At 58.3% G+C, this 16,859-nt stretch carries 18 protein-coding genes; 9 read left to right on the top strand and 9 right to left on the bottom strand.

All coding sequences use genetic code 11. The annotated features are described in order from the left end of the window. Positions 1-109: 109 nt before the first annotated feature. Positions 110-436 (bottom strand): hypothetical protein, encoded by a 327-nt coding sequence (locus tag RBB47_RS02690; RefSeq protein WP_305984182.1) that lies wholly within the window; start codon positions 434-436, stop codon positions 110-112. A gap of 345 nt (positions 437-781) precedes the next feature. Here RBB47_RS02690 and RBB47_RS02685 point away from each other — a divergent pair, with 345 nt between their 5' ends. Next, positions 782-1,171, top strand: coding sequence for a DM13 domain-containing protein (locus RBB47_RS02685; protein WP_305984181.1), 390 nt, complete (start codon positions 782-784; stop codon positions 1,169-1,171). 99 nt (positions 1,172-1,270) lie between these two features. On the opposite strand, the gene RBB47_RS02680 is transcribed toward RBB47_RS02685, so the two are convergent. Further along, on the bottom strand, positions 1,271-2,656 hold the full coding sequence (locus tag RBB47_RS02680; protein WP_305984180.1) for a homospermidine synthase: 1,386 nt from the start codon (positions 2,654-2,656) through the stop codon (positions 1,271-1,273). Here RBB47_RS02680 and RBB47_RS02675 point away from each other — a divergent pair. Then, positions 2,589-3,875, top strand: coding sequence for a hypothetical protein (locus RBB47_RS02675; protein ID WP_305984179.1), 1,287 nt, complete (start codon positions 2,589-2,591; stop codon positions 3,873-3,875). The two genes, RBB47_RS02680 and RBB47_RS02675, sit on opposite strands and share 68 nt — an antisense overlap. Before the next feature lie 159 nt (positions 3,876-4,034). Here the strand turns inward: RBB47_RS02675 and RBB47_RS02670 are convergent, their stop codons facing one another. The 4 genes from RBB47_RS02670 to RBB47_RS02655 form a co-directional block, all read right to left on the bottom strand. Beyond that, positions 4,035-4,586: a GNAT family N-acetyltransferase gene (locus tag RBB47_RS02670; RefSeq protein WP_305984178.1), complete on the bottom strand. Its 552-nt coding sequence runs from the start codon at positions 4,584-4,586 to the stop codon at positions 4,035-4,037. An 11-nt stretch (positions 4,587-4,597) separates the two neighbouring features. Next, the gene (locus tag RBB47_RS02665; RefSeq protein ID WP_305984177.1) at positions 4,598-5,728 is read right to left on the bottom strand and encodes a type III PLP-dependent enzyme; all 1,131 of its coding nucleotides are present in this window, start codon (positions 5,726-5,728) and stop codon (positions 4,598-4,600) included. Between the two features lie 555 nt (positions 5,729-6,283). Further along, on the bottom strand, positions 6,284-7,918 hold the full coding sequence (locus tag RBB47_RS02660) for a pyridoxamine 5'-phosphate oxidase family protein (protein WP_305984204.1): 1,635 nt from the start codon (positions 7,916-7,918) through the stop codon (positions 6,284-6,286). A 71-nt stretch (positions 7,919-7,989) separates the two neighbouring features. Continuing rightward, positions 7,990-8,610: a glutathione S-transferase family protein gene (locus RBB47_RS02655; protein WP_305984176.1), complete on the bottom strand. Its 621-nt coding sequence runs from the start codon at positions 8,608-8,610 to the stop codon at positions 7,990-7,992. Between the two features lie 175 nt (positions 8,611-8,785). Between RBB47_RS02655 and RBB47_RS02650 the strand changes: the two genes are divergently transcribed. Next, positions 8,786-9,697 (top strand): LysR family transcriptional regulator, encoded by a 912-nt coding sequence (locus tag RBB47_RS02650; protein WP_305984175.1) that lies wholly within the window; start codon positions 8,786-8,788, stop codon positions 9,695-9,697. Between the two features lie 12 nt (positions 9,698-9,709). Here RBB47_RS02650 and RBB47_RS02645 read toward each other — a convergent pair whose 3' ends face one another. Further along, positions 9,710-10,600, bottom strand: a complete 891-nt coding sequence (locus RBB47_RS02645; RefSeq protein WP_305984174.1) for a LysR family transcriptional regulator — start codon at positions 10,598-10,600, stop codon at positions 9,710-9,712. Between the two features lie 112 nt (positions 10,601-10,712). Between RBB47_RS02645 and RBB47_RS02640 the strand changes: the two genes are divergently transcribed. The 6 genes from RBB47_RS02640 (at position 10,713) to RBB47_RS02615 (ending at position 14,297) form a co-directional block, all read left to right on the top strand. Next, positions 10,713-11,003, top strand: coding sequence for a putative quinol monooxygenase (locus RBB47_RS02640; RefSeq protein WP_305984173.1), 291 nt, complete (start codon positions 10,713-10,715; stop codon positions 11,001-11,003). Between the two features lie 79 nt (positions 11,004-11,082). Beyond that, complete coding sequence (locus RBB47_RS02635) at positions 11,083-12,093, top strand: zinc-binding alcohol dehydrogenase family protein (RefSeq protein ID WP_305984172.1); 1,011 nt, start codon at positions 11,083-11,085, stop codon at positions 12,091-12,093. 70 nt (positions 12,094-12,163) lie between these two features. Beyond that, a complete protein-coding gene (locus tag RBB47_RS02630; RefSeq protein WP_305984171.1) occupies positions 12,164-12,715 on the top strand; it encodes a thioredoxin family protein in 552 nt (183 codons plus the stop codon). A gap of 14 nt (positions 12,716-12,729) precedes the next feature. After that, positions 12,730-13,110, top strand: coding sequence for a VOC family protein (locus RBB47_RS02625; protein WP_305984170.1), 381 nt, complete (start codon positions 12,730-12,732; stop codon positions 13,108-13,110). Positions 13,111-13,199: 89 nt separating this feature from the next. After that, positions 13,200-13,595, top strand: coding sequence for a GFA family protein (locus RBB47_RS02620; protein WP_305984169.1), 396 nt, complete (start codon positions 13,200-13,202; stop codon positions 13,593-13,595). Positions 13,596-13,688: 93 nt separating this feature from the next. Next, positions 13,689-14,297: a YceI family protein gene (locus tag RBB47_RS02615; RefSeq protein ID WP_305984168.1), complete on the top strand. Its 609-nt coding sequence runs from the start codon at positions 13,689-13,691 to the stop codon at positions 14,295-14,297. Between the two features lie 15 nt (positions 14,298-14,312). Here the strand turns inward: RBB47_RS02615 and RBB47_RS02610 are convergent, their stop codons facing one another. Beyond that, positions 14,313-15,314 (bottom strand): hypothetical protein, encoded by a 1,002-nt coding sequence (locus tag RBB47_RS02610; RefSeq protein ID WP_305984167.1) that lies wholly within the window; start codon positions 15,312-15,314, stop codon positions 14,313-14,315. A 481-nt stretch (positions 15,315-15,795) separates the two neighbouring features. Continuing rightward, positions 15,796-16,743 carry an EF-hand domain-containing protein gene (locus RBB47_RS02605; protein WP_305984166.1) on the bottom strand — a complete coding sequence of 316 codons (948 nt, stop codon included), beginning with the start codon at positions 16,741-16,743 and terminating at the stop codon, positions 15,796-15,798. Positions 16,744-16,859 lie beyond the last annotated feature (116 nt).

Raw genomic sequence — 16,859 nt, 5'->3', positions numbered from 1 at the left:
GCGTACGTTATTTTGTTATAACGTCCGAATAGCACCCGGGTTGTATGAAGGCAATCTTTGTATCAGTAGATTTAACAGGTTTCCTTTGTGCGTTGCGCAACGGAATGGATCACCTCACGCGCGCCCTGCGTTTCGACAAGACCCCGGCAAGCCGGTAAGCAGCAGCCGAAGACACAAGAACCGCCAGTAGCCCGATCCCGAGATCCACAAAGGCCGGGTAAGGCAGGCGGAACGCAAACTCGAAAATCTCCATGTAGCTTGCCGTAAAGACAAGAAACAGGACGCCGGCGATCACGAACGTCACGCCGTCTTTGGAAAGTAGTCCGCGCCGGTTCTCCGACTGAAACATGTTTGAAACCAGAAAGTAGCCGAGAACGGCAAGAAAGAAGACAAGGATCGCCACCAGCAGCAACCCGGCATCGAACAGCACACTCATTTTTCAGGCCCGGATAGTTGGTTTGTTTCAAGATTGGACAAGGTCCTGGTGCGCAAGCGCTCGGCTTGCCGCATCAAAAGACTCAGTCCCGCACGCGGTTCCTTCCACCGCGAAGCGTTAGGTAGGCATGAAGGGTGATGCAATCCAGAGATCTGGATGATTTGTAATGATAAGGCCGAACTGGAGCCTTCTCTGCCGGTAAAGTGCCACTCGCTATCTTGTGACGCCTCGGGATCGGAATGTGCATTTCAATGGCAAGTGCTCGAGCCAATCTTAGGGCACAGGCCGAACAGCCTTTACCGGACTTCCCCGATGACCCTTTTGGGCAGATTAGGATCACAGACCATGACGAACCGCAGACAGTTCCTCGCACTCACCGCCGGACTGGCGGCCGCAACCGTGTCGGCAGGAAGCCTGCCGGCCCTTGCTGGCAGCGGCGCTCGTTCCGGCAATTTCTCCGGGCGCAGCAACCACGTAACAACCGGCAAGACCGAACTCAGCAGCAACAATGTCGTTCTGCAGAGCAACTTCAGCCTCGACGGCGCACCGGACCCGCGTGTCGGCCTTGGCAAGAATGGAAAATATGACCCGAAGACAGATCTTGGTGCCCTGAAGAAACTGAAGGGCAAGCAGAGCTACAAGATCGGCGGCATCGACACTTCCAAGTACAACGAAGTTTACATCTGGTGCCGTAAGTTCAACGTCCCGCTTGGCGTGGCGAAGCTCGGGAATTGAAGCTGATTGGAATACCTGGCCGCCCCGGCCTTGCGCCGGGGCCCATGGCTGAAAGAGGTCCCGGATCATGTCCGGGACGGCACGTCTTTCAACTTACCCTCAGCGCACAAGAATGTTCTTGAACTGCCAGGGATCTTTCTTGTCCAGGTCCTCCTTGAAGAAACCCGGACGGCCATCCAGCGGTGTCCAGTCGGTGTAGTACCCCTTGACCGGCCCGAGATAGGGCAATTGGATTTCAAGACAGCGCTTGTAGTCCATCTCGTCGGTTTCAACGATGCCCGCTTCCGGGTTTTCCAGAGCCCAGACCATGCCTGCGATCACGGCGGAGGTCACCTGAAGACCGGTCGCGTTCTGATAAGGCGCCAGCTTGCGTGTTTCCTCGACAGAGAGCTGGGAGCCATACCAGTAGGCATTCTTCTTGTGGCCATAGAGCAGGACTCCAAGCTCATCGATGCCGTCCTGGATTTCGTCTTCTTCCAGTACGTGCAGTTTCTCCTGAACCTTGCCCGCAGCGCCAAAGAGTTCGTGAAGCGACAAGACTGCGTCGTTTGCCGGGTGATAGGCGTAGTGGCAAGTCGGTCGGTAGGTGACCTTCTTGCCGTCCTCCAGCGTGAAGTAATCCGCGACCGAGATCGCTTCGTTGTGCGTTACCAGAAAACCGAACTGGGCACCGGGCGTCGGGCACCAGGTGCGTACGCGCGTGTTGGCGCCGGGCTGCTCCAGGTAGATAGCCGCGTTGCATCCCTTCTTGTGGCTCTTTGCGTTGGCCGGCTTCCACTTTTCGTGCGTACCCCAGCCAAGTTCTGACGGCTGGAACCCTTCTGACAGAAACCCTTCCACGGACCATGTATTCCAGAACGTGTTCGGCGGCTTCGGTTCCTTGGCACGTTGTGTGTCCCGCTCGGCGATATGGATACCCTTGACGCCGACCTTCTTCATGAGCTTGGCCCAGCCCTTGCGGTCCGACGGCTCCTTGAACTTGACGCCGGTTTCGTTCGCAACGTCGACCAGCGCCTTTTTCACGAACCAGGACACCATGCCCGGATTGGCACCGCAGCACGACACGGCCGTCGTGCCGCCCGGTCTCCTCTTCTTTTCTCTGCGTACGGTTTCACGCAACGCATAATTCGTACGATCGGCTGCCGAGGCGTTTTCATCGAAGTAGAACCCAAGCCACGGTTCAACGACCGTGTCGATGTAAAGAACACCGAGCTTCCGACAGAGCTTCATCAGATCGAGAGAAGACGTGTCCACCGAGAGATTGACGACAAACCCCTGCCCCTCTCCTTCCTTCAGAAGCGGTGTCAAAATGTCTTTGTAATTGTCCGGCGTGAGGGCAACCTTCTGAAACTTGTAGCCTCTGTCGGTCACCAGTTTCGCATCCGTGTCGACCGGATCGATCACCGTGAAGCGGCTCTTGTCGAAATTGAAGTGGCGTTCGATCAAGGGCAGCGTTCCCTTGCCGATGGACCCGAGGCCGATCATCACCAGCGGTCCGGTAATGGTTCCATGGACCGCATGTTTCGTAGCAGCAGCTTTCGCCGCGGGCTTTGCTGAGGTTTTGGCTGCGGGCCTGGCAGCCGGTTTCGCTGATGTTTTCGTGGCAGGTTTTGCTGCAGCCTTTGCCGGAGCTTTCGCTGCAGGTTTCGCAGGCGTTTTTGCAGCTGGCTTGGCGGCGGCTTTCGCAGGCGCCTTAGGTGCGGCTGGTTTTGCTGCTCCCTTTGCCGCAGGCTTGGCTGCTCCCTTTGCCGCAGGCTTGGCTGCGGTTTTTGCGGCGGGCTTGGCTGCAGGTTTCGCAGGCGCCTTCGCTGCAGCTGGTTTTGCTGCTGCCTTTGCCGGCGTTTTCGCAGGCGCTTTTGCAGCAGGCTTGGCTGCAGATTTCGCAGGCGCCTTCGCTGCAGCTGGTTTTGCTGTTGCCTTTGCCGCAGGCTTGGCAGCGGCCTTTGCTGTGGGCTTAGCAGCTGCTTTCGCCGGGGCTTTTGCGGCGGCTTTTGCCGCCGGCTTCGCAGCGGATTTCGCAGGCGCCTTCGTTGCCGTAGGTTTTGCTGCGGCTTTCGCAGCAGGCTTTGCTGCCGCCTTTGCCGCGGGCTTGGCTGCTGCCCTTGCTGCAGGTCTCGCCGCCGGCTTCGCAGCGGCCTTCGCGGCGGGTTTGGCCGCAGATTTGGCAGGCGCTTTCGTTGCAGCTGGCTTTGCTGCGGCTTTGGCAGCAGGCTTGGCAGCCGCCATTGCCGCGGGCTTAGCAGCTGGTTTCGCCGGGGCTTTCGCCGCGGGTTTGGCCGCGGATTTCGCAGGCGCCTTGGTCGCGGCTGGTTTTGCCGCGGCCTTCGCCGGCGTCTTTGATGCGGCTGATTTTGCAGTGCTCTTTGCTGCAGGCTTTGCCGCGGGCTTTGCGGCTGGTTTCGCTGGGGCTTTCGCAGCGGGTTTGGCCGAGGCTTTCGCTGCCGGCTTCGTGGCGGCCGGCTTTGCTGCGGCTTTCGCTAGCGATTTCGCTGTTGCCTTCGCCGGGGCTTTCGCAGCAGGTTTAGCTGCCGCTTTCGCGGCGGATTTCGCAGCAGGTTTCGTGGCAGTTTTGGCTGGAGCTTTTGCAGAAGCCTTTGCAGCAGGTTTTGCTGCGGCCGGCTTCGCCGCAGGCTTGCGTTTCGCCGCGGCTCTCGAGGCCGGTTTCTTCGGCGCGCCGCCGTTGGATTCGTCGGTCATGTTGTAAACTCCAATCCTTTTTGCCACCCGGTGAAATTGTGGTCGGGCCGGCTCAATCATGTTCCCCATAGAGAAGCGCACTTGTTGCGCCTTGCCTTACAGGTGACCGGTTTTTGTCCGGATTTCAAGTCTTTGACGCGCAATTTTCTTGACGCCACCAAGCCATCTACGCCGATGTAACAATGAGGTCTTCAGGTATACTTGCACGGTAGGTCGCTCCACCGCTCGGCTCCCCGCAGGCCGCAAGGGCACCTTCAAGCATCGCAAGCTGACCGGGAACAAGATCAACCCCGAGAAACCGCGCATGTGCGACTGGTCCCGGCAATGTGACCTTGTCGAGCAAACCGGATGAAAACCCGAATCGAGCGTAGTACCCCAGATCACCGACCAGGATGACCGAGCCATGACCGTACATTGCGGCCTGGGTGAGCGCGTGCCGCATCAGTCGGTCGCCGATCCTCGCACCCCGGAGTCCCGGCGCGACCGCCAACGGTCCGAGCAACAGGCTTTCCGCACCGTTCCGATCAGTGACAGACCAGAGCCGGACAGTTCCAACGAAGGTGCCGGCATCATCTAACGCAGCAAAGGCGAGGACCGGCAAACGGCCTTCGCGCAGCCGCTCGGAGGTCTTTGTGAAGCGCTCCTCCCCGAAGCTGAGGTCAAGCAGCGCCTCGCGGGCGCCGGTGTGATCCGGCGCCTCGTCGACAATCGCAATCATGTCGGCAATTCCTAGATGACGAAGGATGCCAGAGGCGCAAATCCGTTGAAGCCGACCGACGAATAGGTCGTCGTATAGGCACCGCAGGCTTCGATCAGCACCTTGTCACCGATGGAGAGACTGACTGGCAGCTCGTACGGCGTCTTTTCATATAGAACGTCGACGCTGTCGCAGGTCGGTCCGGCCAGGACGCAGGGAGCGGTCCGGTCGCCATCACGCGGGGTGCGGATTGGATAGCGGATCGCCTCGTCCATGGTTTCGGCCAGCCCGTGGAACTTGCCGATATCCAGATAGACCCAGCGGACTTCTTCCTGAGCGGATTTCTTGGAGATCAGGACGACTTCGGCTTCGATCATGCCGGCGTTGCCAACCATGCCGCGGCCGGGCTCGATAATGGTTGACGGCAGCCGGTTACCGAAATGCTTGGACAGCGCCTGGAAGATGGCTTCGCCGTAGCGCGGTACGCCCGGAACGTCCTTCAGGTAGCGAGTCGGGAACCCGCCACCCATATTGACCATCTTCAACTCGATGCCGCGCAGCGCCATTTCCCGGAAGACGCTTGCCGCCATGGCGAGAGCGAAATCCCAGGCTTCGAGATTGGCTTGCTGGGATCCGACGTGGAAGGAGACACCGTAGGCTTGGAGACCGAGACGGTGCGCGTGTTCCAGGACGTCGGGCGCCATTTCCGGGTCGCATCCGAATTTGCGGGAGAGCGGCCACTCGGCGCCGACGCCGTCACAAAGGACGCGGCAGAAGACCTTGGAACCGGGAGCGACGCGGGCGATTTTTTCGACTTCCTCGACGCAGTCGACTGCGAAGAGGCGGACGCCGTATTCAAAGGCACGCGCAATGTCCTTCTCCTTCTTGATGGTATTGCCGTAGGAAATCCGGTCGGGATCGGCACCGGTTGCCAAAACCATTTCGATCTCGCCAACGGAAGCACAGTCGAAGGAAGATCCAAGGCTTTCCAGAAGCGACAGGATTTCCGGCGCCGGGTTGGCCTTCACGGCGTAGTAGACAGAGGTGTCGGGCAAGGACCGGGCAAATGCCTCGAAGTTGTCACGGACGATGTCGAGGTCAACGACAACGCAAGGACCATCATCGTCACGTCGTTGCAGGAAGTCACGGATCCGCTCGCTCATGGGGATCTCCCCTTTCAAATCAGGCCGCAGGCGCGCAAATTCCGGTTGGCGCGCTGCAGTTCACGTCGCAGGGTGCCGCAATACGCACCGGGCCTCCCCCGGGATGGAACCGGAGGCCGGGTTGACTGCGGCGACGGTTGGGCGAATGCAGCACCGAACGTGCACGCAAACGCTTTCCCGCGTCGGGAATGCCGTTGATTGGATCGGAGATACCGAGCCGCACGTCGGGCAAGGATGTAACAAGTGCCTCTTCAGTGACGCCGGAGATTGGAACCCCCGGCAGAGACCAAAAAAGCCCTCTTACGTCGTTGCTTTAAGCCGTACGGATCTGCTGCCCGCCCCTTGGCGGTTTTTGTGGCAGCGGCCCCTTAAGAGATGTTTGGACAACACCCCATGAACGACCTCGGGCACGTGCGAATTTGGGCAGGCGCTATATGCGCTCGTTTGAGTTTCCACGCAAGCGGAAAATTGCAACCCACGCAGTTTTTTTCATGACGCTTTCGTGAGGCTGCCGGGGCAACCCCGGCGGGGTGGTCGGCAACGGGCTCCACACTCTCAAAACGTTTCGAAGTGGATCCTGTTTTCCGCAACACCCCTGGCGCTCAGATCAGCTTTGAGCTCGGCGAGAAAACCGGCAGGTCCGCAAAGGTAAAACGCTGCCTTCTTGTCCGGAACCAGGCGCGACAAGAGAGCCCCCGAGACCCGCCCTTCTTCCTGATAGTCCTGCCCCTTCTTGTCTTGTGAAGCGGGACGGCTGAAAACTGTATGGGTCTGGAGGTTTGTCCTGCCATCCGTCAGGCGGGCAAGTTCCTCGCGAAAGGGCGCGTGAAGACCATCGCGCGCACCATGGACGAACCAGATGTCGCGGCCGTTTTCCTGCGCAACCAGCTGATGCAGCATACTCAGGACCGGGGTTATCCCGACGCCGGCGCTGACGAGGACAATCGGCCCCTCTCCGTCCTCCACCACAAAGTCGCCGGCAGGTATCCGGCTTTCCAGCATTGCACCGGTATCAAGGTGATCATGGAGAAATCTGGACATCAGCCCCTTTGCTTCCCGTTTCACCGAAATCCGGTACCGGTTTTCACTTGGCGAACCGGAAAGCGAATAGGACCGCTGAACCTTGGCGCCAACCTCAGGGATCATAACTTCAATCGGCAGGTGCTGGCCGGCCTGAAAAGGCGCAAGCGGGCCGCCGTCACGCGCTTCGAAGACGAAAGATGTCACGTCCGCGCTTTCCATTTTCTTTTCGACGAGCCGGAGAGAACGGGCTGTGCTGCCGTCTTGTTGCCAGCGCAATCTCAAGGCCGACCGGAGTTCGACAATCTCGCCGATTTCAAGCGTGACGAGCTGGCGGGCGCCCGGAAAACGGGCGACCTCATCTGAATCGAAGTCAATGGATGCCCTGCCCGTCAGTTGCAACAGGCTTCCCGTCGCAAAATCCAGAAAAAGAAAACCAGCTCTCTCATCAACAAGAATATTGCCCAGTGTGTTGTAAAACCTGTTCCCGGCATAATCCGGGAACCTGATCGTTTGCGGATCGATGACCTCCACGAAACCGCGTTCCCCACCGCGATGCGAGACATCCATGCCATAGGCCCGGCTATCACCTTCTCCGCGGTGCCCGCTCGCAATGAAAAAAGTGTCAGCGTTCTTTATCCAGTCTGCCTGAACATTTGTCAGAGCGGTTCCTCTATGGGCTGGCCCTGCCGGTTCTTCCGTGTTCCACCAGTATTCGCGCGAGCGTATGTATTGCGGGCAGTTCCCGAAAGACTGGCCGACCGCGAAACGGATCCCGGTTTCGTCCGACGACACCACTTTGCCGTTGACCCGGTTGCGGCGGCGCGTTGCCAGTTCGATGCCCAGAAGGCCGATTTCAGACCCCGCCGCCAGAGCGGTCTCAAGCGCGTCACCTTTTGCCGGCCGCGAAGAGATCTCCAGCGAAACCGGGTTGGACGACTGCACAAACCCGACCTCTCCCTCAAGCACGGTCGCCCAAGGACGGCCGCTTTCATCGCGGGCGGAGACGACCATAAATGGCTGTGCCTTAAAGAAGGTCCGGTGCTGGTCCGGCATGAAGTCACGAATTGCACCCTGGGCCCAGAGCTCGACGTCACGATCACCGAGTTTTTCCTGTACCTTGCGCTCACCATCATGGAACGGCGATGCTGCTTTGGGCATTTGAACCATCGGTCTCACACTGTTCTCCTTTCCAGGGGCAAGAGACCGGACATGTCTGAAACACGCCCGGTCAGAACGCGCTAGGCAGCAAGGCCAACCTTGGTTGCCGGCATGGCCACGAAACCGGGCAGCGCCTCGATACGTTTCAGGAGCGCCCGAATGTTCGGGTAAGGATCGAGCGACACGTTTCCTTCCGGCGCATGGGCGGTGTACGAATAGATTGCAACATCGGCGACTGATGGCGTCTGGCCAACCAGCCACTCGCGTCCATCCAGATGTGTTTCCAAAATGTCAAACACATAAGCCGCGATCGCTTGGGCTTTTTCCGCGTCGAGCTGGGCGCCAAACACGGTCACAAGCCGCGCAGCCGCAGGTCCATTCGCGAGTTCGTTTGCCGCCATCGACAGGAATCTTTGAACTTCGGCTTCTTCGGCGGGATCGGTAGGCAACCAGTCGGGAGCGTATTTGCGCGCCAGATAAACCAGGATCGCGTTGGAATCTCTGACGACCGTCTCGTCGTCTTCGATCACCGGTACTTTTCCAGCCGGGTTCAACGACAAAAACGGCTCTTTCTTGTGCTCGCCGGCTGCCAGGTCGACAAAAACCAGCTCGTGGTTGATCCCGGTCAGATTGGCGAAGAGTTCGACCCTGTGACAGTGACCGGACCGCGGAAAGTTATGGATGCGGATGGCGTTGCTCATGGTGGTTTTCCCTGAAATGTCTCGTCTTGGAGCGGTACCGGACACCTGTCCGATGCGCTGATGGGAATATGCCACTTACCCAAATCAGAAATAATCCTCGATTTCATTCAATGATTATGTACAAATCATAGACAATATGTTCCGACCGGATCAGTGCTGCGGAGGACGATTTCTCGTGGACAGAATTGAAACAATGCGCGCCTTTGTTGCCGTTGCGCAGGAAGGCTCTTTCACCGCTGCCGGGCGCCGACTTGGCCTCTCGACGAAACTTGTCAGCAAATATGTTCAGCAGCTCGAAAGCCAGCTCAAGACGCAGATGTTCAATCGCACGACGCGCAGTGTGTCGCTGACCGATGTCGGTGCAGCTTATCTGGAACACTGCCGACCGATCCTGGAACAGATCGACGATCTGGATTCACTTGTGCGCGAACGTCAAGGCGCACTTGCCGGTCAGATTAGGCTGACCGCGCCGACAGGATTTGGCAGTACTCGGCTCTGCGAGGCTCTGGCGCCCTTTCTGCGCCAAAACCCGGATGTGGAGCTGGACATGCGGCTCACCGACAACAGGCTGTCGCTTGTGGAAGAAGGGCTGGACCTTGCGATCCGTATAGGGTCCTTGAAAGATTCCTCGCTGATAGCTCGCAAGCTTGCCGATATGCCGCTCGTGCTGTGTGCGTCGCCCGACTATCTCGAGCGCCATGGGCGGCCTCAGGACCCAAGAGCCTTGAGCACCCATACCTGTCTCGTCGACGGCAACAGCTCAGGCATGAACATCTGGCGGTTCCGATCGAATGGCGACGAGCAGGTTCTCAAACTGAACGGAAGCGTCCGCTCGAACTCCCCGGGCGCTTTGGCGCGTATGGCCATGGGAGGTCTGGGCATAACGATTGCGCCGCTATACGCGATAGAAGACGCGCTCAAGGAAGGGTGTTTGGAACACGTGCTACCAGACTTTTCAACCGACACGTTCGGCCTTTATGCCCTTTATCCGCCGAACCGTCATCTGACGCGCCGGGTGCGCGCGCTCATCGATCACCTTGCCACCGAATTCAGCGCCCGCTGGACGCTGCCTGTCGCGCAGTCCTAATCCAAAGCGACCCTAGGCTACGTCTCGAAAGACCTTTGCCAGATGGTCGGCAAATGCACGAACCCGGCGAGCTTGAGCTCGGCCAGGCGGAAAGAGAATTTGCAGCGGTGAACCGGGTGGTTCGAAGTCGGGAAGAAGCGCCAGCAAATTGCCCTCATGCAGGTCTGTCGCACAATCAAATTCCGATTTGAGCGCAATCCCGCGCCCTTCCAAACACCATTGCCGAACAAGAGCACCATCATTTGCAATCAGTTTGCCCCCGACCCTGACAGCGTGTTTTACGCCGTCACGCCCGAACTCCCATAAATTGTCTATGTTCTGACCGAAGCGCATCAAAAGGCAGTTGTGGTCCCTCAAGTCGGCAGGTGTCTGAGGTAAGCCATGCTTGCGTATATAGTGAGGCGACGCACACACGATGCGGCGGCGCGTGGCAATGTGCTTTACCCTCAAAGTGCTGTCGCTGATGGCGCCGAAGCGGACCGCAAGATCGATCCCCAGACCAACGATATCGACATACCCGTCAGACAGATGCAGATCTATCGTGATCGATGGATGCGCAGACTGAAAGTCGGCGATCGCGCCGGAAATAATGTTCCGTCCAACATCCTCTGGCGCACTGATCCGGATCAGGCCGGACAGACGCTTTGCGCCAGTGCGAATCCTGTTGTCCAGGTCCTCTACCTCCCCGAGAACGGTTCTTGCGCCCTCGACAAGTGTGCGCCCCTCTTCCGTCAGACTGATTGAGCGGGTCGTCCGGTTCAAAAGGACCACGCCGTAATGGGTCTCAAGTGCCGCCAACCGCTCGGACACCGTCGTCGGTGAAAGACCCGCTTCACGGGCGGCGCCAACCAGGCTGCCCCTTTCAACGATCAGGAGAAACAAGGAAATATTGTCGAGTAACATTATACGGAAATCCCGGATTGTTACTCCGATTACGGCCTGTTTATCCGAATTCGTCAAGCAGCTATCTAGGGGACGAACCCTAGCACTCATTGCCAAACAAGGAGACAGACCCATGGCCAAGCTCACCATCGTTGCCAACATCAAAGCCAACCCCGACAAGATCGAACTGGTGAAGTCCGAACTCCTCAAACTGATCGAAACGACACGCGCCGAGGAGGGCTGCATCAACTACGATCTCCATCAGGACAATGAAAACCCGGCCCATTTCATGTTCTACGAGAACTGGGAAAACCGGGACCTGTGGCAGACTCACATGAGCGCCCCGCATCTTGCGGCCTACATGACCGCCACCGAGGGCGCTGTTGCCGAGTTCACATTGAACGAAATGAGCGTAATCGGCTGACTCGAGCCATTTGAAAATCTCCAATCAACAAGGGTGTGATTCCAATTCGCGCCCGCTGATTCAGTCTTGGAAGAGATCCATGAAAGCCGTTGCCCTGACTCACTATTTACCGATCGAGAACCCGAGTTCATTTCTGGATGTCGACCTGCCGAAACCCGTGCCCGAAGGGCGCGATCTGCTCGTTGCGGTCAAGGCCGTTTCGGTCAATCCGGTCGACACGAAAGTGCGCGCCCCGAAAGAGGCCGTAGAGGAAACGCCACGTGTTCTTGGCTGGGATGCGGCAGGTGTTGTTGAAGCCGTGGGGCCGAAAGTCTCTCTCTTTAAGCCAGGCGACGAGATCTACTATGCGGGTGACATTACCCGGTCCGGTTCGAATGCCGAATTTCAACTTGTTGACGAGCGCATCGTCGGTCGAAAGCCGCAGTCATTGAGTTTCGCGGAGGCAGCTGCCCTGCCCCTGACGACATTGACCGCCTATGAAGCGTTCTTCGACCGGCTCGGCATCGACCGCGATGGCGGCAGCAAAGGTGAAAGCATCCTGATCATCGGAGCCGGCGGCGGTGTTGGCTCGATTGGCATCCAGTTGGCCAAGGCTGCCGGCCTGAAAATCATCGCGACCGCCTCGCGTCCGGAAACAACAAACTGGGTCCGGGATCTGGGAGCGGACGAAGTTGTCAATCACCGCGAGGATATGGTTGCCCAGGTCCGCGCGCTCGGCTTCGATTATGTTGACCACATCGCGATCTTCAACGACATGCGCCACTGGCACGCTGCAGTCGAGCTCATTCGCCCCGAAGGTGGCATCGTCGCCATTGATGACACAGATCTGCCGATGCCCATGGACAGGATGAAACTGAAAGCAGCGAGCCTTCACTGGGAGTTCATGTTTGCAAGAGCGATGTTTCAGACACCGGACATGATCAAACAGCACGAGCTGCTTACCTATGTCGCCGGCGAAATCGATACAGGACGCATCCGCACCACCCTCGACACCGTTCTCACCCCCATCAATGCCGCAAACATGCGGAAAGCCCATGCGCTCATTGAAACGGGGACCGCGAAGGGCAAGATCGTGCTAGAAGGCTTTTGATATCCTGAGCGGCAGCGAAACCGGCTGCGCTCTGTAAAGCGCTGACATCCAAATCCAGGGAACAAGCTCCATGGCAGCACTTCAACCACCTGTCTGTGACTTCGACTGGCAGGCCCCGCACTTCACCCTGCCGGGAACCGACGGCAAGACCTATAGCCTCGCTGAATTGGCCGGCGAAAACAGCACTCTGGTGATGTTCATCTGCAACCATTGTCCGTTCGTCTTGGCAATTCTCGACAAGATCATCCGTGATGCTCATGACATGAAGGCCCACGGGATCGGCGTGGTCGCCATCTGCTCCAATGACCACGTTTCCTATCCGGCCGACAGTTTTGAGAACATGCAGCTCATGGCGGAAAAGCATGCCTTTCCTTTCCCCTATCTGCACGACGCGGATCAGAGCGTGGCCAAGAGCTACGACGCCGTCTGCACGCCGGACTTCTTCGGTTTCAACAAGGATCTCGGACTTCAGTATCGAGGGCGTCTGGATGCGACCCGCATGGGCACCGCGCCGGCAGACTTGCGCCGCGAGCTTTTTGAAGCCATGAAACAGATTGTGGATACCGGCCGGGGGCCTGAAGACCAGATCCCGTCCATCGGGTGCTCCATAAAGTGGAAATAGGAGAACGGGCAGATATGCAGATCAATCAGCTCAACCATGTCAATCTGCGCACCACGCAGCTTGAAACCATGATTGCCTGGTACCAGGATTTCTTGGGCATGACGAGCGGCCCGAGACCCGATTTCTCATTTCCCGGCGCCTGGCTTTATGCCGGCGACACTGCCTTCGTGCATCTGGTCGGTATTGACGGTGAACCTGGGACGGGCTCCGAAGTGGAGCTGAAGCTGGAACACTTTTCCTTTTCGGCAACGGGCGCCGAAGAGTTTGAGACAAGGTTGCGAGACCGGGGTGAAACCTATCGCAAGTCCGGCATTCCGGAGATGAACATCATTGCCATCAATGTGTGGGATCCGGACGGCAATCACATTCACGTTGACTTTCAAGCCGGCGAGTGAGCGCAGCGCAGGCGGTCAATCTGAAGGCCTTCGACTATCAAGTAATGCCGGTCCGAAAACGCAATAACCGCTGAATGAGAGAGCCAACAATGATCGAAGGAAGCTGCCATTGCGGCGCGGTTCACTGGAGACTTTCTCAAAGACCGAATTCAGCGACAGCCTGTAGCTGCACCATCTGCCGCCGCTACGGCGCACTATGGGCGTACGGCCATATCGATCATGACATTGAAGTCACCGGAGAAACGAAGGCCTATCGGCGCGAAGACGGCGGAGATATCGACTTTCACTTTTGCACGAACTGCGGCTCGATCACGCATTACATCACCACCCATCGCCAAGAGAATGGACGCGTCCGCGGGGCGGTCAATTTGCGCATGAGCGAACTCGGAGCGGTTTCAGACATTCCAATTAGACACTTTGACGGCTTCGATCGCTGGGAAAGCCTGCCCCGGGATAACAGAACCGTGAAGGACCTCTGGTTCTGAGGTCTGGCCATTGCCGTTGCGCCGATACGCGCTAGCTCAGCTCTTAACAACCTGCACGCGCGCGCTCCCAACCGGTTTGGGACGGCGACAACAATGAGTATTCGCGAGGTGAGCATGCTGAAAGTTCTTGGAGCCACTTGCGTTTTGGCAATGGCAACCACCCAGGTCCTTGCCGAACCGCATCGGTATGAAATCGACCCGACCCACACGACAATCGCCTTCATGGTCGACCACATCGGCTATGCGGACACGCTCGGTGTGTTTTTGGAGTTCGAGGGCGGCTTCACCTATGACATGGAGACCAAGGAGCTCTCCGACGTCGAAATCACCGTCAAGACGGCCAGCGTGGAATCTTTCAACAAGGCCCGTGACGATCATGTTCGCAACAAGGACTTCCTGAACGTGGAAGCCTTTCCGATCATGACCTTTACCGCACAGGGTGGAACACCGCAGAGCGAGACGTCCGGAACGGTTGAGGGCAATCTGAGCCTCCTCGACAAGACGCAACCGCTCGTGCTGGACGTCACGCTCAACAAGGCTGAGAAGTATCCGTTCGGACACAGCCGTTTCACGCTTGGGATCAGCGCTCGCGGTACGGTTCAGCGAAGCGCATTCGGAATGACATATGCCGTCGACAACGGGTTCGTCGGCGACGACGTTCAGCTCATCATTGAAACCGAGGCAATGCGCGTCGAGGAATGAGTCCTGACCGTGGGCTTATACGGCCTTGTCCATAAGCGGACGCAAGGCCGGGTGAACGTTCGGGCTCTCTTCGCGGATGAACCGCAACAGAGCCTTTTCGTTCTCGTGCAGGACCCCGTCCCGGCCGATCCGGTCCACGAGCCAGCTTGCCTCGTCGTGGGTAACGACCTCGTTGGCGGCGATTTCCGCTTCCATCGAAGCGCCTCTGGCGGCGAACGGATCGGACTTGTCGGCATAAGCATCGCGAACACCGCTGATACCGCCGCTGACCATTTTGCGGAAGAAGCCGCCGAGGCCGCCCGAATAACCGCCCGGTTGGTCCAGCCAGTCTTCGCGGGCGAGTGCAACGTCGCGCGCAGGCGGCACAAAGCCGGACATCGCCATCAGGTGGTTCGCGATGGCCTTGGCAAAAAGTTCCGACCAGGCCGGTGCGTTTTCGGCTTCGATCGTTGCGTCGTTCAGATCAAACAGAATTTCCGCCTCGGCCCGTGAGATGGCGATGCCGCCGCAGCCGGCACCTGCATAAAGCACACGGCGCAGAATTTCGACTTCACCGTCGGAAATAACGCCTGGCTTGAGTTCAGAGCCTGAGCGCGTCGCTCCTTTGCCCGTTATCACGGAATCAGCAACTGTCTTCAAGGCGAACTGCTCAAGGCGCTCCGGTGCTTCGCGGGCCTTTTCAAGCACATGCAGAACGGCATCAAGCTCGGTTCGGCTGCAAACATGCCCGTCAGCAGTGATCTGGCCGATGAGCCAGTCCGCGTTTTCTTCCGAAGCGTATCCTTCCGGACGGGCCTGATGGACCAGGATATCGCCGATCGCCTCGGGGAACAGCTCGTACCATGTATCCGCATAGGTCAACCCGGCATTGTTCAGCTTGAACAACGCTGCGCCCTCATCGAGTGAAACCGCCATATCGCCGTAGATAAAACGGCGCAAGGTGATGACATCGTCTTCGCTGACATGTCCGCCTGCGATCTTCGCATCGACAAAATCGGTCAAATTCGGCTTGGTCATGGGACCTCCCTGAAACTAAGTGGGGATCATTGTGTCAGGAAAACCTTGAGAATCCCGTAACGCGGGAGCAATTCGGCGCGGTAGAGAGATTGCCCGGCAATACGTTCGCGATTTGGAAGATAATTTTCTTCAAACCCTATCCCGACGACGCTCGCCAGATCCGTCTAATGCGCGCACGGGAACGGGTCTTAAATCATCTATGTTTCGTGAGTTCCCTCTCTATTGGGGAGAGAGATCGACCAGTCGGCAAGACCGAATTTCAAACGCTGACCTGACCTGCTGAAGTTGAGAATGCCCCAAGGGAAGCAAGAACCGCGTTCCCAAGAACAAAGGTCCATGTCTCCGATGCGATGTCGCAATTCCAAAGGGCTGGTTGTTTTGAAAGACAAAAGGGAGCCACGGATGTGGCTCCCTTGTCGTTTCCCCGCATGTGGTGGGCGATGTTTGCGGGGAGACTGGTTGTTCAGCCTGAATTCCGCGATCAGCCGCGGTGTTTCTTGCCTTTGCCACCTTTCTTGCCGCCCTTGAAGTCGGCCTTGGTGATAACCCCGTCCTTGTTCCGGTCAGCGCGGTTCATCAGGTTGTCGAGGCGCTTGCCGGCTTCTTCCTGGGTGATCCCCAGGCTGCCGTCGGCATCAGCACGCTGGAACTGATCGACGATCCGGTTCTCGTTGACGGCCAGCCACAGCGGGCCGAAGTCTTCAAGCGTGAAGGAACCGCTGCCATTCGTGTCGGCAATTGCGAAGAGCTCCGCGCGCTTGGCATCGAATTCCTCGCGGGTGACCGAACCGCTGCCGTCGGCGTCGAAGAGACCCATGAACATACGGGCCTGACCACCGCGCCCGCGCTCGCCGCCACGGCCCCGGCGCTCGCCGCGCTCCGCGCGCTGCTGATTCTCGCCGTCATTTGCCGCGTCCTGGCCGCGCTGGCCACGCACACGTTCAACCGTTCCGTTCCCATCCCGGTCAAGGCGATTGAACATCCGGTTGGCGATCTGGTCCGCCTCATCCTGGGTTACGGTGCCGTCGCCGTTTGAATCCATGAACTGGAAAGCGCGAACCATCCGGTCATTTGAGCGCTCCATGAATTGGGCCTTGAACTCCTCAAGGCTGATCTCACCATTGCCGTCCGTATCGGCAGCCGCGAATTCCTGTGCCCTTACATCCGAAATTTCGGCTTCGGTGATCACGCCATCCGCATTGGCGTCAAAGCGTTCAAACAGGCGCTCAGCGCGCATCTCGTGGCCGCGCCTTTTACCGTGGCGCTCGCCCCGGTGTGCTACCTTCTGGCCGTTTATCTGCTCCATCTGTTGCCCCCCGTCCCCGGTCGCAGCTCCGCTTTGAGCGGAGGCAGGCAGGCCGGCGGTCAGCGCGGTTCCCGCGACACTCGCAGCCAAAGCGGCAATTGCAAACTTCTTGAACGGTTTCATTCCAACAACTCCTTGTTCGTTGATGGGCTCAAGGTAGGAGGCAATTGTCGCAGGAATACCCGCCGAATGGGCCTTAAGTGTCGCGATCTGTCCCGCTGGGCGCCGACGATACACTT

It is taken from the genome of Roseibium sp. MMSF_3544 (assembly GCF_030732845.1).
Taxonomy (GTDB): Bacteria; Pseudomonadota; Alphaproteobacteria; order Rhizobiales; family Stappiaceae; genus Roseibium.
Note: the sequence above shows the minus strand (reverse complement) of the source record. Positions and strands in the feature narration are given on the sequence as shown.

What these genes read in the sequence shown, in the direction of transcription:
- RBB47_RS02690 (WP_305984182.1), bottom strand. Translation starts at nt 436, where the DNA reads ATGAGTGTGCTGTTCGATGCCGGGTTGCTGCTGGTGGCGATCCTTGTC.
- RBB47_RS02685 (WP_305984181.1), top strand. Translation starts at nt 782, where the DNA reads ATGACGAACCGCAGACAGTTCCTCGCACTCACCGCCGGACTGGCGGCC.
- RBB47_RS02680 (WP_305984180.1), bottom strand. Translation starts at nt 2,656, where the DNA reads ATGATCGGCCTCGGGTCCATCGGCAAGGGAACGCTGCCCTTGATCGAA.
- RBB47_RS02670 (WP_305984178.1), bottom strand. Translation starts at nt 4,586, where the DNA reads ATGATTGCGATTGTCGACGAGGCGCCGGATCACACCGGCGCCCGCGAG.
- RBB47_RS02665 (WP_305984177.1), bottom strand. Translation starts at nt 5,728, where the DNA reads ATGAGCGAGCGGATCCGTGACTTCCTGCAACGACGTGACGATGATGGT.
- RBB47_RS02660 (WP_305984204.1), bottom strand. Translation starts at nt 7,918, where the DNA reads ATGGTTCAAATGCCCAAAGCAGCATCGCCGTTCCATGATGGTGAGCGC.
- RBB47_RS02655 (WP_305984176.1), bottom strand. Translation starts at nt 8,610, where the DNA reads ATGAGCAACGCCATCCGCATCCATAACTTTCCGCGGTCCGGTCACTGT.
- RBB47_RS02645 (WP_305984174.1), bottom strand. Translation starts at nt 10,600, where the DNA reads ATGTTACTCGACAATATTTCCTTGTTTCTCCTGATCGTTGAAAGGGGC.
- RBB47_RS02640 (WP_305984173.1), top strand. Translation starts at nt 10,713, where the DNA reads ATGGCCAAGCTCACCATCGTTGCCAACATCAAAGCCAACCCCGACAAG.
- RBB47_RS02635 (WP_305984172.1), top strand. Translation starts at nt 11,083, where the DNA reads ATGAAAGCCGTTGCCCTGACTCACTATTTACCGATCGAGAACCCGAGT.
- RBB47_RS02630 (WP_305984171.1), top strand. Translation starts at nt 12,164, where the DNA reads ATGGCAGCACTTCAACCACCTGTCTGTGACTTCGACTGGCAGGCCCCG.
- RBB47_RS02625 (WP_305984170.1), top strand. Translation starts at nt 12,730, where the DNA reads ATGCAGATCAATCAGCTCAACCATGTCAATCTGCGCACCACGCAGCTT.
- RBB47_RS02620 (WP_305984169.1), top strand. Translation starts at nt 13,200, where the DNA reads ATGATCGAAGGAAGCTGCCATTGCGGCGCGGTTCACTGGAGACTTTCT.
- RBB47_RS02615 (WP_305984168.1), top strand. Translation starts at nt 13,689, where the DNA reads ATGAGTATTCGCGAGGTGAGCATGCTGAAAGTTCTTGGAGCCACTTGC.
- RBB47_RS02610 (WP_305984167.1), bottom strand. Translation starts at nt 15,314, where the DNA reads ATGACCAAGCCGAATTTGACCGATTTTGTCGATGCGAAGATCGCAGGC.
- RBB47_RS02605 (WP_305984166.1), bottom strand. Translation starts at nt 16,743, where the DNA reads ATGAAACCGTTCAAGAAGTTTGCAATTGCCGCTTTGGCTGCGAGTGTC.